The organism is Bradyrhizobium sp. USDA 4506, from assembly GCF_054058795.1.
On record NZ_JBSSBM010000002.1, the window covers coordinates 3,364,476 to 3,379,473 of the forward strand.

Annotated in this window: 10 protein-coding genes and 1 pseudogene; 7 read left to right on the forward strand and 4 right to left on the reverse strand. The window is 65.2% G+C overall.

Annotation, left to right across the window (positions count from 1 at the left end):
- Positions 1 to 26: 26 nt before the first annotated feature.
- Together ACVIHF_RS18090 and ACVIHF_RS18095 are read right to left on the reverse strand one after the other, a co-directional pair.
- Positions 27 to 2,729: a bifunctional diguanylate cyclase/phosphodiesterase gene (locus ACVIHF_RS18090; protein ID WP_456792407.1), complete on the reverse strand. Its 2,703-nt coding sequence runs from the start codon at positions 2,727 to 2,729 to the stop codon at positions 27 to 29.
- A gap of 124 nt (positions 2,730 to 2,853) precedes the next feature.
- Positions 2,854 to 3,348, reverse strand: a complete 495-nt coding sequence (locus ACVIHF_RS18095; protein ID WP_253608278.1) for an ArsI/CadI family heavy metal resistance metalloenzyme — start codon at positions 3,346 to 3,348, stop codon at positions 2,854 to 2,856.
- 94 nt (positions 3,349 to 3,442) lie between these two features.
- On the opposite strand from ACVIHF_RS18095, the gene ACVIHF_RS18100 reads away from it, so the two are divergent.
- The 5 genes and pseudogenes from ACVIHF_RS18100 (at position 3,443) to ACVIHF_RS18120 (ending at position 10,650) form a co-directional block, all read left to right on the forward strand.
- Positions 3,443 to 3,670: a hypothetical protein gene (locus ACVIHF_RS18100; RefSeq protein WP_018272058.1), complete on the forward strand. Its 228-nt coding sequence runs from the start codon at positions 3,443 to 3,445 to the stop codon at positions 3,668 to 3,670.
- Positions 3,671 to 3,762: 92 nt separating this feature from the next.
- Positions 3,763 to 4,113, forward strand: coding sequence for a hypothetical protein (locus ACVIHF_RS18105; RefSeq protein WP_143029738.1), 351 nt, complete (start codon positions 3,763 to 3,765; stop codon positions 4,111 to 4,113).
- Between the two features lie 113 nt (positions 4,114 to 4,226).
- Positions 4,227 to 5,447 carry an efflux RND transporter periplasmic adaptor subunit gene (locus ACVIHF_RS18110; RefSeq protein WP_253608277.1) on the forward strand — a complete coding sequence of 407 codons (1,221 nt, stop codon included), beginning with the start codon at positions 4,227 to 4,229 and terminating at the stop codon, positions 5,445 to 5,447.
- Positions 5,440 to 8,664: an efflux RND transporter permease subunit gene (locus ACVIHF_RS18115; protein ID WP_456780401.1), complete on the forward strand. Its 3,225-nt coding sequence runs from the start codon at positions 5,440 to 5,442 to the stop codon at positions 8,662 to 8,664. Before ACVIHF_RS18110 ends, ACVIHF_RS18115 begins: the two co-directional genes overlap by 8 nt.
- A gap of 139 nt (positions 8,665 to 8,803) precedes the next feature.
- Positions 8,804 to 10,650 (forward strand): annotated as a pseudogene (locus ACVIHF_RS18120) (alkaline phosphatase family protein).
- A gap of 43 nt (positions 10,651 to 10,693) precedes the next feature.
- Here the strand turns inward: ACVIHF_RS18120 and ACVIHF_RS18125 are convergent.
- Positions 10,694 to 11,275, reverse strand: coding sequence for a hypothetical protein (locus tag ACVIHF_RS18125; RefSeq protein ID WP_026192875.1), 582 nt, complete (start codon positions 11,273 to 11,275; stop codon positions 10,694 to 10,696).
- A 388-nt stretch (positions 11,276 to 11,663) separates the two neighbouring features.
- On the opposite strand from ACVIHF_RS18125, the gene ACVIHF_RS18130 reads away from it, so the two are divergent.
- Entirely contained in the window at positions 11,664 to 12,323 is a 660-nt protein-coding gene (locus ACVIHF_RS18130) for a peroxiredoxin (protein ID WP_092088955.1), read from the forward strand.
- 21 nt (positions 12,324 to 12,344) lie between these two features.
- Positions 12,345 to 13,808 carry a cryptochrome/photolyase family protein gene (locus ACVIHF_RS18135; RefSeq protein WP_253608274.1) on the forward strand — a complete coding sequence of 488 codons (1,464 nt, stop codon included), beginning with the start codon at positions 12,345 to 12,347 and terminating at the stop codon, positions 13,806 to 13,808.
- Here the strand turns inward: ACVIHF_RS18135 and ACVIHF_RS18140 are convergent.
- Complete coding sequence (locus tag ACVIHF_RS18140) at positions 13,805 to 14,677, reverse strand: DMT family transporter (protein WP_253608273.1); 873 nt, start codon at positions 14,675 to 14,677, stop codon at positions 13,805 to 13,807. The two genes, ACVIHF_RS18135 and ACVIHF_RS18140, sit on opposite strands and share 4 nt — an antisense overlap.
- Positions 14,678 to 14,998 lie beyond the last annotated feature (321 nt).

The window sequence follows — 14,998 nt, forward strand, 5'->3', positions numbered from 1 at the left end:
TCCTGACGGACCGGATCGGCAGGCGCTCAGGCGGCGACGCAATCGGCCGCGAGCAGCGTCCGCAGGTCCCGTGCAGGAACCGGCCTGCTGAACAGGTAGCCCTGCATCTGCGTGCAGCCGAGCATCTGCACGGTGTCGCGCTGCTGATCGGTCTCGACGCCCTCGGCAGTGGTGATCATGTTGCGGTCGGCTGCGATCGAAACCACGGCGCGGATGATCGAGGCCGAGCCGCTGTTGCGGGTCACTTCCTTGACGAAGCTGCGGTCGATCTTGATCTTGTCGAACGGGAAGCGTTGCAGATATTGCAGCGACGAGTATCCGGTGCCGAAATCGTCGAGCGCGATGTGGAGACCGAGCGCGCGGAGCTGGCCGAGCGTGACCAGCGCCGCATCGTCGTCGGCGATCAGCACCGCCTCGGTGATCTCGAGCTCGAGCCGGCGCGGGTCGAGCCCGCTGTCGGCAAGCGCATTCGCAACCTTCAGCGCCAGCGTCTCCGACTTGAACTGGATCGGCGAGACGTTGACCGCGACGCACACATGCGCCGGCCAGGCTGCCGCCTCGGTGCAGGCGGTGCGCAGCACCCACTGCCCGATCTCCTCGATCAGCCCGGTCTCTTCGGCAACCGGTATGAACTCCGCCGGCGAGATCATGCCGCGCACGGGATGCCGCCAGCGCAGCAACGCCTCGCAGCCGGTCACCTCGTCGCTGCGCAGGTCGACCAGCGGCTGGTAGTGCAGCTCGAAGCCGCCCTCGGCCAGCGCGATACGCAAATCGGCCTCCAGCACGCGGCGCAGATTGGCCTGCGCCTCCATCGCCGGATCGAAGAAGCGATGGGTCCTGCGGCCCGCCGCCTTGGCGGCGTACATCGCAAGGTCGGCACATTTGAGCAGGCGGAACAGATCGGAGCCGTGGCGCGGGGCGATCGCAATGCCGATGCTGGCGTCGCTCGACAAATGGTGGCCGAGGCAGTCGAACGGCGTGCGCAGCGACTGATAGATGCGTGCGACCAGGTCGCCGACGTCGTCGTTCGAGGTGATGTCGTGCTGGACGATCGCGAACTCGTCGCCGCCGAGCCGCGCGATGAAGTCGTTCGACCCGACCGACTGGCGCAACTTCTCGGCCACGCGCCGGAGAAACTCATCGCCGATCAGATGGCCTAGCGTGTCGTTGATCCGCTTGAACTCGTCGATATCGATGTAATGGATGGCGAACTCGCGCGTGGCGGCCTCGAGCAGCAGCCCTTCCGCGTGGCGCTGGAACAGCGTCCGGTTTGGCAGATTGGTCAGCGCGTCGTAATGCGCGAGATACTCGATCCGCGCCTGCGCACGCCGCCCGTCGGTGACGTCCTCGAGAGTGGTGGCCCAGCCGCCGTCGGGCGCACGCTTATAGATCAGGCGGATGCTGCGACCGTCAGGCGTCATGATCACGGAGTCCCGAACCTCATCGCCCCTCGGGTTGGTGAAGCGGGCGCAGTACTCGTCGACGTCGCCGACAAACGAGCCGATCGCCTGGCGATGCAGGATCAGCTCGCGCAGATGGCAGCCCGGCCTCGCGACATCAGGCGAGAGGCCGAACATGTCGATGTATTGCTGGTTGCAGATCACGAGCCGCGCCGAGGCGTCGAACAGCAGCAGCCCCTGCGTCATGGTGTTGATGGCGGTGTCGAGGTGCTGGCTCTTCTCGGACAGCCGGCGGCTTGCCGCATCGTGCTGCCGCTGCAATTGGCGGACGATCAGGAAGACCGCGAAGCTGATGATCAGTACCGCCAACACGGCCGCGCAGAATTGCAGTTTGGTCTGGGTGCGCCAGTCCTCCAGCGCGCTCGATGTCTTCGTGTTAGCGAGGATCAGGATCGGAAAATGCGACAGCGATCTGACCGCGCCGACGCTCTCCTCGCCCGAAGCGCCAACGAACCGTCCCGAGGTGTTGCCGCCAAAGCTGATGACCTTCTGGAACACCGGCAGGTTGATGATGTTGCGACCGATCACGCTGGCATCCTGCGGATAGCGCGCGATGATGGTGCCGTCGCGGTGGATCATCGAAATCACGGTGTCGCCGCTCAGTGCCAGCGAGGCGACGAAATCCTCGAAATGGCTCGGCTCGACACCGCGGCTCGCGAAGCCGATGATCTCGCCGTTGCGCCCGGTGATCTTGCGCGCAAAGATCGTGGTCCAGTTGCCGGTCACCTTGCTCATTGCGGGCTCGACGATCACGGGTGAGGTCGGACGCCCCGAAGTGAACTCGTGGAAATAGCGCCGGTCCGCAACGCTGATGTCGGGCACCGGCCACATCTCGGATGAGTTGATCAGCCATCCCTTGGCGTTGAACAGATTGAGCCCGCCGACATGCGGCAGCGCCGCCAGCCGCGTGCGCAGCATCTCGTGCGCGCTCAAGAGCGACATATTCTTTTCGAATTGATCGGCGGTCTCGACCTGCTCGGCCCGCAGGTAATTCACGATGTCGTCGTGGACATGCTGGAGATCTGTAAGCTGCTGGTCGAAATGCCGCGACAGCAGCAGCGCAGTGTTGTTGAGCTCGCGCTCGGACATCTCCAGCGCGCGCTCGCGAAACTGCAGCGCGAGATAGCCGGTGCCGAGCGTGATGGCGAGCACCAACAGCGCGGCGCTCAAGACGAGCCACTGGATCGCGCCCATCCTGCTGGCGCGCAACACACCCTTGATCGACAGCCGCCGGTATTCCGGCACGCTGCTCGTTGAGACAACCGACATTTTCCTGCCCCTGTGGATGCCCTTGTACGGGAACACAACCCAAGGGGTGGTTAGGAAAATCAGTTATCGGACGGTTAAGGCCAACGTGGACTCGCGCAGAGCCGGCCCCTCGGCCGCTCCATACTCACGAGCTGCAGCAAGCCGAAGCCTCCGGCGGCGCGGCCTTGGGCTGTGGGGCGCAACACGCGCTCTGTTTGTCTTCCTGCTTCTCGTGCGCCACTCGCGCGGTCCGCTCGCCGGTGCCGTCGCCATAGACGATGCTCTCACAGGTCGTATGGAACGTCTCCCAGGCGATCCCCGCGGGATCGTCGATCCACGACTTCTCGGACTTGGCATAGCAGCACACCGTCTGGCCCTGCTCGATGACCTCGCCGCCGGCCTTGCGCAGCCGTCCGTACACCTCGCCGAGCTCTTCAGCGCTCTCGACCTGAATGCCGAGATGGTCGAGGCCCGGTTCGCGGCCGCGGCTCGAGATCGCGAAGTTGACGCGGGGATCGTCGAGCATCCATTTGGCATAGTCGGATTTCACGACCGTCGGCTCGGCCCCGAACAGCGCCGAGTAGAAGCCGACCGATTGCGGGATATCCTTGACCGCGACGTGAACATGCATGCGCTTCATGGGGCAGTCCTTTCAGGGCGGCGACGCTGGATGGATATTCCATCCCAAGCATGCTCAGATATCAACAGCGTTACAACAGGAGTTCTGCTGCGGAATGGATGCGCTGACGCTGTTCGGGTTATTCGCCGTGACCATGATGCTCGTCTGCTATGCGGCCGAAGATCGCAGCCCCTGGTTCATCCTGGCCTTCGCTGTCTCCTGCGCGCTCGGCTCGGCCTACGGTTTCCTGCAGGGCGCCTGGCCGTTCGGCCTCGTCGAAGCGATCTGGGCGGTCGTCGCGGCGCGCCGATGGCTGCTGCGCCGAACCGCAGACAGCGCGTAACGTTATAGTATCCACGGCCAATCTGTCGCGGACGCGAACTTGAATGCGCGCTAGCACGGCGCTAAGTAGGCCTCATGGACGCTTCGCGCACCATGATTCAGTCTTCCCCTCACGCGACGGGATCGCGCCGCTGGCGCAGCCTGCTTGCGGGACTGATTTCGCTTGCGCTGGTGCTGTCGTTCTTCCACGGCTGGACCTCCGACGGCGATGCCGACGCGGCTCCCGGTTTCTCGATCGCGCAGCCGATCAACGACGCCGGCGGCAAGGCTCCGGCGCATCCCGCCTCGCCTCACAGCGACCATTGCCTGACGCACGTCGCCTCCGTGGCTCCGCAGGAGGCCGCGTTCCCGATCGCCTATGCACCGCACAGCTACGGCGACACCAACATCGGGCTGCCGGCTTCGGCCGATCGCCGCTCGCCCTTCAAGCCACCCCGCGCCTGATCCGGTCGACATGACCGGCCGTGCGCTGCTGCCATTCGGCAGCGCGCACCCTTCCGCACAGATCGATGTCGCGACAGCGCAGGGCCATCGGCCTGCGCTGCGGAGAGGCGCATATGAAACGGGTTGTTCTATTTTTCGCCGGCGTGGCCGCCGGCATTGCACTGGTCGTTGTGGCGGCCGGATGGATCGGTTGGCCGGTCAGGTTCCCGGCCGCGATGCAGGAGACTGCGACGACAGACACAAAGGCCGAGGCCCGGCACGAGGCCCCCGGACATATCGAGCTGAGCGAAGACCAGGTTCGCGAAGCCGGCATCACGTTCGCGCAAGCCAGCGGCGGCATGCTGAAGCGGCATTTCCTCGCGCCGGGATCGCTGATCCCCGATGCGGATCACATCGGCCGGGTATCGGTGCGCGTGCTCGCGACGGTCACGGAACTGCGCAAGCGCCTCGGCGATGTCGTCGAGAAGGGCGAGATCGTCGCCGCGATCGAAAGCCGCGAGGTGGCCGACGCCAAGAGCGAATACCTCGCCGCACGGCTCACCAACGATCTGCAGCAGACCCTCTACGCGCGGCAGAAGACGCTGGTCGAGACCCGCATCGTGTCGGAAAACGAGTTCCTGCGCACGCGGCTGACCGCGAACGATGCCCAGATCAAGCTCGACGGCGCTCGGCAGAAGCTGTTTGCGCTTGGTCTCTCGGAGGCCGAGATCGCCGACCTGCCGAACCAGCCCCCGGAGAGCCTGCGGACGCAGTTCTTGCGCGCGCCGATCAGCGGCCGGGTGTCCGAGCGGCGCGTCGATCTCGGCGGATTGATCGGGCGCGAGGGCCAGGAGAGCGAGCTCTATGTCATCGTCAATCTCGATGACATCTGGGTCGACCTCGCGGTCTCACCCGAAGACATCGGCGCGGTCCGCGAAGGCGTTTCGGTAAGAATCCGGGCCATCGGCACCGAAGATGAAGCCAATGCCGGTGTGATCTTTGTCAGCCCCCTGCTCGACCGCGAGACCCGCAACGCGCGCGTGATCGCGACCATGCCCAACAAGGACCACCGCTGGAAGCCGGGTACCTTTGTCACCGCCGAGGTCCCGCTGTCAGGCGCGCCGTCGACCGTGATCGTCTCGAAGAAGGCGCTTCAAACCATCAAGGGAACGCCGACCGTGTTCGTGCGCGATGCCGACGGCTTCGAGGCGAGATCGGTGCGGACCGGCCGCGAGGACGACGACGATATCGAGATCGTTGCCGGCCTCACAGCCGGCGAGACCATCGCGGTACAGAACACCTTCACGCTGAAGGCGGAGTTCGAGAAGGACGAGGCGGAGCACGACCATGATTGAGCGCATCATCGGTCTTGCGATCCAACGGCGCTGGGTGGTCGTCACATTGGCGGCGATCGCGATGTTCCTCGGCGGCCTTGCGCTGACCAGGCTGCCGATCGACGCGGTGCCCGACATCACCAACAAGCAAGTCCAGATCAACACCGTGGCCCCGGCGCTGTCGCCGGCCGAAATCGAGAAGCAGATCACCTTCCCGATCGAGACGGCCCTGGCCGGCGCGCCGGGGCTCGAGAGCACGCGCTCGCTCTCCCGCAACGGCTTCTCGCAGATCACGGCGGTGTTCAGCGAGGCCACCGACATCTATTTTGCCCGCCAGCAGGTTGGCGAGCGCCTGACCGAGGTCCGCGCGCGGCTGCCGCAAGGCATCGAGCCGCGGATCGGCCCGACCTCGACCGGCCTCGGCGAAATCTACATGTGGACCGTCCATTATTCCGGGCAGAAAGTGCAGGCCGACGGCGCGCCGGGCCTGCAAAGCGACGGCCGCTTCCTGACGGCGGACGGCCAGATGCTGCAAAGCGAGGTCGAGAAGGACGCCTATCTGCGTACCGTGCAGGACTGGATCATCAAGCCGCAGATCAAGATGGTGCCTGGTGTCGCCGGCGTCGATACGATCGGCGGATACCTCAAGCAGTATCAGGTCCATCCCGATGCGGCGAAGCTGATCGCGCTCGGCCTCACCTTTGCCGACGTCGCCAAGGCGATCGAGACCAACAATGTCAGCCGCGGTGCGCGCTATATCGAGCGCAACGGCGAAGGCTTCGTCGTGCGCTCCGGCGGCCGGCTCGAGAACATCGACGAGCTCGGCGCCGTCGTCGTCACCACCCGCGGCGGCGTCCCGGTCCGGATCCGCGACCTCGCCACGCTTTCGATCGGCGGCGAGACGCGCACCGGCAGCGCCAGCGAGAACGGCCGCGAGGTCGTGGTCGGCACCGCGCTGATGCTGATCGGCGCCAACAGCCGCACCGTGTCGGCCGCGGTCGACGCCAAACTGCTGACAATCATGCCGTCCTTGCCGGCCGGCATCGAGGTCAAGACGGTGCTGGATCGGACCCAGCTGGTTGATGCAACGATCGGCACGGTGGCGCGCAACCTCAGCGAAGGCGCATTGCTCGTGATCGCCGTGCTGTTCGTGCTGCTCGGCAATTTCCGCGCGGCATTGATCACGGCGCTGGTGATCCCGGTCGCGATGCTGATGACCGCGATCGGCATGTGGCAAGGCCGGATCAGCGCCAATCTGATGAGCCTCGGCGCGCTGGATTTCGGCCTGATCGTCGACGGCGCCGTGATCATCACCGAAAACAGCCTGCGTCACCTCGCCGAGAAGCAGCATGCGCTCGGCCGCGTGCTGACGCGCGATGAACGGCTGGCGACGGTGCAGGCCTCCGCGGTGGAAATGGTGCAGCCGAGCCTCTACGGCCAGGCCATCATCCTCCTGGTCTATGTGCCACTGCTGACCTTCACCGGCGTCGAAGGCAAGATGTTCGAGCCGATGGCGCTGACCGTGATCCTTGCGCTCGCGGCCGCCTTCGTGCTGTCGCTGACACTGGTTCCGGCGCTGATCGCGATCGGCATCACCGGCCGCGTGCAGGAGCAGGAAAACCGGCTCGTTGCCGCCCTGAAGCGCTGCTACAGCCCGCTGCTCCGGCGCGCGGTTGCAACGCCGATCCCGGTCATCGCGGTGGCGGTCGTGCTGTTCGCGACCGCCCTGTTCGGGTTCTTCCGCCTCGGCCAGGAGTTCATCCCCTCGCTCGACGAGAAGAACATCGCCATGCACGCGCTCAGGATTCCGAGCACAGCACTGTCGCAGTCGCAGGCGATGCAGCTGTCGGTCGAGAAGGCCGTCAGCCGCTTTCCGCAGGTGTCGTTCGTCTTCTCCAAGACCGGCACCGCGGAGGTGGCGAGCGATCCGATGCCGCCGAACGCGTCCGACACCTTCATCATCCTGAAGCCGCGCGAACAGTGGCCGGATCCATCGCTGACCAAGGAGCAACTGATCGAGGACATCTCGAAGGCGGTTGGCCGGCTGCCCGGCAACGTCTATGAATTCACCCAGCCGATCCAGATGCGCTTCAACGAGCTGCTCGCCGGCGTTCGCGGCGACATCGCGGTCAAGGTGTTCGGTGACGAGTTCGGGCCGATGCAGAAAGCCGCCAACCAGATTGCATCAGCGCTGCGCAGCGTGCGCGGCGCGACCGACGTCAAGGTCGAACAGGCCGGCGGCCTGCCCGTGCTCGAGATCAAGGTCGACAAGGGGGCGATCGCCCGGCGCGGCCTCAGCGTCTCTGCCGTGCAGGACGTGATCGGTGCCGCGGTCGGCGGCCAGGATGCCGGCGTTGTGTACGAAGGCGACCGCAGCTTCGACATCGTGGTGCGATTGCCGGAGAGCGTGCGCTCCGATCTCGAGGCGCTGAGCAATTTGCCGGTCGCGTTGCCGAAGGCAACGCCGAGTTCGCCGGTGCAGAGCCTGCCGCTCAACCGCGTCGCCCAGTTCTCCTTCACCGAAGGGCCGAACCAGATCAGCCGCGAGAACGGCAAGCGCCGCATCGTGGTGACAGCCAATGTTCGCGGCCGCGATCTCGGCTCGGTGGTCGAGGAAGCCCAGGCAAAAGTCGCGCAATCGGTGCAGCTGCCGCCGGGCTATTGGATGACCTGGGGCGGCCAATCCGAGAATCTTGCCGCGGCGCGACAGCGCCTGGCCGTGGTGGTGCCGGCGTGTTTTGCGATGATCTTCCTGTTGCTGCTGGCGGCGATGGGCTCGGCCCGCGATGCGCTGCTGGTGTTCAGCGCGGTGCCGCTAGCGCTCACCGGCGGCATCGCCGCACTTTGGCTGCGCGGCATGCCGTTCTCGATCTCGGCGGCGGTCGGCTTCATCGCACTGTCGGGCGTTGCGGTGCTGAACGGGCTCGTGATGCTGAGCTTTATCAGGCAATTGCGCGAGCGCGGCGTGCCGATGCGGGAAGCCATCGAGCAAGGCGCCCTCACCCGCTTCCGCCCCGTGGTGATGACCGCATTGGTGGCCTCGCTCGGCTTCGTGCCGATGGCGTTCGCCACCGGCACCGGCGCCGAGGTGCAGAAGCCGCTCGCTACGGTCGTGATCGGCGGGCTGATCAGCGCGACCCTGCTGACGCTTGCCGTGCTGCCGGCGCTCTATGCCCGGTACGGGCATGCCGGCAGTGCTGCGCGCAATGGGAGAACCGCGATTCAGCCTGCCGAATGACGGTGTGTTGACCGACCGTCCGCGGGAGAAATCCGGCCGTTACAGCGCCGAACAAGCGCTGTAACATTTCTGTCATATGGCAAAACTAAACGAAGACTGCGGCGGGCTGCCGCGGGGCTTCATCAGGGGGAATAACAATATGCGTCGTGCCATTACCTTACTGTCCGCGAGCATGATCGCGCTTTCGGCGGGCGCCGCCTCGGCGCAGAACGCTAACCCCCGCAACCTCATCCTGTTCGTCCCCGACGGTCTGCGCGGCGGCATCGTGACGCCGGAGACGGCACCGGCCATGGCCGAGATCCGCGACAAGGGCGTCAATTTCAAGAATTCGCACTCGCTGTTCCCGACCTTCACGATGGCTAACCTAACAGCTCGGCGCTGTCGACCGGCCATTATCTCGGCGACACCGGCACCTTCTCCAACACGATCTATACCGGCTACACCTCGGTGCCCGCCGGCGACACCGTGGTCCCCTTCATCGAGAACGACGCGGTGCTCGCCGATGTCGACGATCACTTCAACGGCGACTACCTCAACGAGGAGACGCTGCTGAAGATGGCCCGCGGCCAGGGTTTCAGCACCGCCGCCATCGGCAAGGTCGGCCCGACCCTGCTGTTCGACCACACCGATCGCGGCAAGAACACGATTGTGATCGACGATTCCACCGGCGGCAAGACCGGCGTGCCGCTCTCCGACGAGATGAAGGAGGCGCTGACCAAAGCGGGCCTGCCGCTCGCCACCCCGAGCCGCGGCGACAACGCCAAGGCGGGCGACGCCAAGACACCCGGCACCACGGTCGCCAACGTGGCGCAGCAGGCCTACATGGCCGACGTCGCGACCAAGGTCGTGCTGCCGATGTTCAAGGCGCGCAACAAGCCGTTCGTGCTGGTGTTCTGGTCGCGCGATCCGGACGGCAGCCAGCACAACACCGGCGACAGCCTCAACACCATCACCCCCGGCATCAACGGCCCGACCTCGATGGCCGGCATCAAGAATGCCGACAACAACCTCGCGCAGCTGCGCAAGGCGCTCGACGAGCTCGGGCTTTCCGCCGACACCAACATCATGGTCTCCTCCGACCACGGCTTCTCGACGATCTCGAAGGAGAGCAAGACCAGCCCCTCGGCCAAGATCGTCTATGGCGACACGCCGAAGGATTTCCTGCCGATGGGCTTTCTGGCGATCGACCTCGCCAAGGCGCTGGACCTGCCGCTGTTCGACCCCAACGACAAGAACGCGAAGGTCGCCGACAATGCCCACCCGAAGGCCGGCAACGGCGTGCTCGGCCAGGATCCGGCCAAGCCTGACGTCGTGATCGCGACCAATGGCGGCTCGGATCTGATCTATCTGCCGAACCGCGACAAGAAGCTCGCCGACCGCGTCATCAAGGCGCTGCTCGAGCAGGACTATGTCAGCGGCCTGTTTGTCGACGACAAGCTCGGCACCTTCCCCGGCACGCTGCCGAATTCGAACCTCAATCTGAAGGGCAAGGCGGTGACGCCGAACCCGTCGATCGTGGTCAATTTCCGCTCCTGGTCGAGCGGTTGCGAGATCCCGACCAACTGCTCGGTGCAGGTCGCCGACACCGTGCTGCGCCAGGGCCAGGGCATGCATGGCAGCTTCAGCCGCGGCGACACCTTCAACTTCACCGCGGCGATCGGCCCCGACTTCAAGGCGGGCTATGTCGATCCGCTGCCGGTCAGCAACGCCGATGTCGGCATGACCGCGGCCCAGCTGCTCGGCCTGCGCGCGCCGAACAATGGCGGCTTGATCGGCCGGGTGATGTCGGAGGCGCTGCCGAACGGCATCGTGCCGAAGATGGCCGAGGGCACCATCATGTCGAAGAAGCCGTCGGCCAACGGCCTGCGCACCGTGCTGAAATTCCAACGCGTGCTTTCGACCCGCTATTTCGACGTCGCCGGGTTTCCGGGGCGGACGCTCGGGCTCGAGGAAACCGGTGGCAAACAGAAAACGGCGGGGAAGTAATCCCCGCCGCTCTGCTCGAATTCCAGTCACGCGGGATGATGGTTTACATCATTCCGATGTCGAACACGTTGGGGAGCTGCGCCGCGAGCGGCAGCGCAGTCGCGCCGACCAGCGTCGCCACCATCGCCGCCAGCGCGCGGCCGGTGCGGCGCTGACCGCGCATCTGGCCCGCGATCCACTCCAGAACCTTGGTGTCCATCTTGGCGCCCTGCCTCGGCGCCCAGCGATCGATCTCGGTGTCGGGCGACAGCGCCACCGTGCGCGGCGGCACCGGCAGGCCGGACTCGGAGGCGGCATGATGGGCGATCGCCTTGGCGAGCAGATCGTCGAACCGGCCGCCATCGCTGCGCTCGGCGGCGGCCTCGTTGATCGCGAACAGCGCCTCGATCTCGGCCCGGCTGACCGGCTGATGCTCAACCGCGGCCGCCGTCAGGATGCGCGCGCACCAGGCAGCGTCATCGGCATCGAGCGACCGGGAGAAATGGATGCGGCCCTTGGTGGTCGGGCCTTCGCCGGTGATCACGCCGTCGCGCACGATGGTGAGCGCATGGGCGGCAGTCTTGCGGCAGGACGGATGCAACGCACCGCTGAGAGGCTCAGCGGTCTTGGTACTTGGGGTAGACATTGTGGGAGCTTTCAATTCCTATCTCAGGCCAGCTTTTCCATGCGGGCGTAAACGAGTGGTTAATGATTCGGAACTTGCGTTCCGAGATTTTTAGATGGTTGCTATTTGGTCGCTTTAAACGTCGTCACGGTTCAGTCCTATAGCAGCCAGGGCCGGCGTGATGACTGCGATAAGCGGCATTATCTGGGCATTTCCAAGCCTTTGTGCCGCAGCTGATATTTCGCCGTAGGGATCCGGATCAAAACAAGTTGCTTGGAATTCCACCCTCAAGGAGAAATGTTTCACCTTTTTTCAGAACCCGTTCACTTAAGCCTTATCCCGTCCTATACTGGAACAGACAGCCTCAAATACAAATTCAATCGCAACTTCAAAGAGATGAGGTAAAATCATGGCACTTCAGATTGGCGCCGTCGCCCCCGACTTCGAAGCCGAGACCACCGAAGGAAAGATCAAGTTCCATGACTGGATCGGCAACAGCTGGGCGCTTTTGTTCTCCCATCCCAAGGACTTCACCCCGGTCTGCACCACCGAGCTCGGTGCGCTCGCCCGCCTGAAGCCTGAGTTCGACAAGCGCGGCGTCAAGCTGATGGGCTTGTCGGTCGACCCGGTGGACCGCCACGCCAAATGGTCCGACGACATCAAGGAAACCCAGGGCGCGGCGCCGAACTATCCGATGATCGGCGACACCGATTTCAACGTGTCGAAGCTCTACGACATGCTGCCGGCCTCGACCTCGGGCGATCCCCTCACCCGCACCCCTGCCGACAACCAGACCGTCCGCAACGTGTTCGTGATCGGACCGGACAAGAAGATCAAGCTGGTGATGGTCTATCCGATGACCACCGGCCGGAATTTCCAGGAGATCCTGCGCTCGATCGACTCGCTGCAGATGACCGCCAAGCATCGCGTCGCCACCCCTGCCGACTGGAAGCAGGGCGAGGACGTGATCATCGCGGGCTCGGTCAGCGACGACGAGGCCAAGACGATCTACCCGCAGGGCTGGAAGGCGCCGAAGCCTTACATCCGCATCGTGCCGCAGCCGAAGTAACGGCAGGCTCACTGCGTCCGGGTGACCCGCGCACAGCCGATCATCGTCTGGTTTCGCGACGATCTGCGGCTGTCGGATCACCCGGCGTTGCATGAGGCGGCGGCAAGCGGCGCGCCGGTCGTCGGCCTCTATGTGCGTGACGAAGAGAGCTGTGCATTGATGCCGCCGGCCGTACGTCGGCTCGGGGGTGCGACGCGCTGGTGGCTGGCGCAGTCGTTGCGCGCACTCGGCAAGAGCCTCACCATGGCAGGCGGATCGCTGGTGCTGCGCACCGGACCGGCCGCGTCGGTGATCGCCACGGTGGCGCGCGAAATCGGCGCACGCGCCGTATTCTGGAACGACATCGCGCAGGCACCGCATCAGGCCGTTGCCAGAGAAGTCGAAGCCGCGCTCGCAAGTGACAGCATCGACTCGCAAATTTTCCGCGGCGATCTGCTCGTCGAACCGAAGGCGATCCGCAACAAGGACAACCGGGCCTTGCGCGTGTTCACGCCGTTCTGGCGGCGCGTCCAAGGCCTCGGCGATCCGCCAAGGCCGTTGCCGGCGCCGAAGAGACTCACATCCATCGGCGGCATCGCGAGCGACGCCCTCGATGACTGGGGTCTCGAACCGACACGGCCGGATTGGGCCGGCGGCCTGCGCGAGACCTGGACACCGGGTGAAGCCGCGGCGCAGGCGCGGCTGAAGCGATTCCTCGATGAGGGGATCAGCGGTTACGCCGACGACCGCGATCGGCCCGACCGCGACGGCACCTCGCGCCTGTCGCCGCATCTGCGCTTCGGCGAGATCAGCCCGCGGCAGGTCTTTCACGCGGCCCGCTTCGCCGCCGCGGAAGACTCGCGCCTTGCCGGCGACATCGACAAGTTCCTCAGCGAGCTCGGCTGGCGCGAATTCTGCCGCCATCTGCTGTTCGACGTCCCCGATATGGCGGATCGGAACTTGCAGGAGCTGTTCGATGCCTTTCGGTGGAGGCGCAACGCTCTCGCCCTGGAGGCGTGGCAACGCGGACTCACCGGCTATCCGATCGTCGATGCCGGCATGCGCGAGCTCTGGCACAGCGGCGTGATGCACAACCGGGTGCGAATGGTGGCGGCCTCGTTCCTGGTCAAGCACCTCTTGATCGACTGGCGCACAGGCGAACAATGGTTCTGGGATACGCTGGTCGATGCCGATGCCGGCTCCAACCCCGCCAACTGGCAATGGGTCGCGGGCTGCGGCGCTGACGCCGCGCCCTATTTCCGCGTCTTCAATCCGGTCCTGCAGGGCGAGAAATTCGATCCCGACGGCGGCTATGTCAGGCGCTGGGTGCCGGAGCTCGCGCAGCTCTCCAACGAGCTGATCCATCAGCCCTGGACAGCGACACCGATCGAGCTGGCGAGCGCCGGCATCGAACTCGGCAAGACGTACCCGCCGCCGATCGTTGATCACAAGCAGGGGCGCGAACGCGCGCTTGCAGCTTACGCGAAGATCCGTCGCAAAGACTAAGCGCGGCGATTGACCAGCAGCACCGCCGCGGCGCAGGCGGCCATGCCGGCAATGGCGACATGATCCAGCCGCTCGTCGAACAGGACGTAGGCCATCAGCGCGGTCACCGCCGGCACCAGATAGAACAGGCTCGCGACCGAGGTCGCGGCATGGTGACGGATCAGCCAGTACAACAGCCCGATCGAACCGATCGACAGCGCGAACACGAGCCAGGCCAGCGCCAGCACGAACTCGCCGGTCCAATGCACCACATTGGTCTCGAACACGAAGGCGCCGATACCGAAGAAGATCGTCACCGCGATGTACTGCACCAGATTGCCGGCGCGCCAGTCGATCCGGTTGCAATAGCGCCGTTGGTAGAGCGTGCCCAAGGTGATGCTGATCAGCGAGACGCCGGAGGCGAGCCAGCCCCACCCCGCCTCGCTCGTCATCGGCCGGTTGTGCAGGATCAAGACGACGCCGGCGAGGCCGAGCACCAGTCCGCCCCATTGCAGCGGCGTGACGCGCTCGCCCAGCCAGCGGTTGGCAATGGTCGAGGTCAGGATCGGCTGCAGGCCCGGGATCAAGGCCGAGAGCCCCGCCGGAACCGAATGCGCGATCGCAATCGCGGTGCCGCCGAGATAGAAGCCGTGCACCAGGATGCCGGCGACCGCGCTGTGGAAAATACCAGTCCGGTCCGGCCAGTTCGGCCGCGCGATCGCGGCGATGACCGCCATCACCACCACCACGAACGCCATCCGGATTGCCAGATAGGTCAGCGGCTCCGCATTGTTGATGACGTATTTGGTGCCGATGAATCCGGTGCTCCACAGCACCACAAAGATCGCCGGCGCCAGACGAGCGGCAGTTTCCTCGAAGCTCTTGTTCATTGCAGGCTGTCATTGCCCGAAGATGAGGCAGCCAGCAATCGCGAATTTTGGCGGGGTGCCGCGCCCGTTTCCGCAAGCACACTTTCGTCCCGGCGCAAGCAGGGACCCATACTCCGCGGCGGTTGTTGTGAACGGGACCCGTCGTATCAGCATCGCGCAATAATCAGCATTCGTGGTTACGGGTCCCTGCTCCCGTGCGCAATTGCGCACTAGGCAGGGACGACACTGAGTGTGTTGCGCGGTCAGTGGTGTGCGCGAGGGGTTGCCCGTCGGGTCGACTTGCCGCGGTAACAGCGGCTCGCGAGCTCGCCGGCTCGTCAG

Coding starts and splice junctions, on each gene's coding strand:
- ACVIHF_RS18090 (WP_456792407.1), bottom strand. CDS start 2,729: ATGTCGGTTGTCTCAACGAGCAGCGTGCCGGAATACCGGCGGCTGTCG.
- ACVIHF_RS18115 (WP_456780401.1), top strand. CDS start 5,440: ATGATTGAGCGCATCATCGGTCTTGCGATCCAACGGCGCTGGGTGGTC.
- ACVIHF_RS18125 (WP_026192875.1), bottom strand. CDS start 11,275: ATGTCTACCCCAAGTACCAAGACCGCTGAGCCTCTCAGCGGTGCGTTG.
- ACVIHF_RS18105 (WP_143029738.1), top strand. CDS start 3,763: ATGATTCAGTCTTCCCCTCACGCGACGGGATCGCGCCGCTGGCGCAGC.
- ACVIHF_RS18100 (WP_018272058.1), top strand. CDS start 3,443: ATGGATGCGCTGACGCTGTTCGGGTTATTCGCCGTGACCATGATGCTC.
- ACVIHF_RS18110 (WP_253608277.1), top strand. CDS start 4,227: ATGAAACGGGTTGTTCTATTTTTCGCCGGCGTGGCCGCCGGCATTGCA.
- ACVIHF_RS18095 (WP_253608278.1), bottom strand. CDS start 3,348: ATGAAGCGCATGCATGTTCACGTCGCGGTCAAGGATATCCCGCAATCG.
- ACVIHF_RS18140 (WP_253608273.1), bottom strand. CDS start 14,677: ATGAACAAGAGCTTCGAGGAAACTGCCGCTCGTCTGGCGCCGGCGATC.
- ACVIHF_RS18130 (WP_092088955.1), top strand. CDS start 11,664: ATGGCACTTCAGATTGGCGCCGTCGCCCCCGACTTCGAAGCCGAGACC.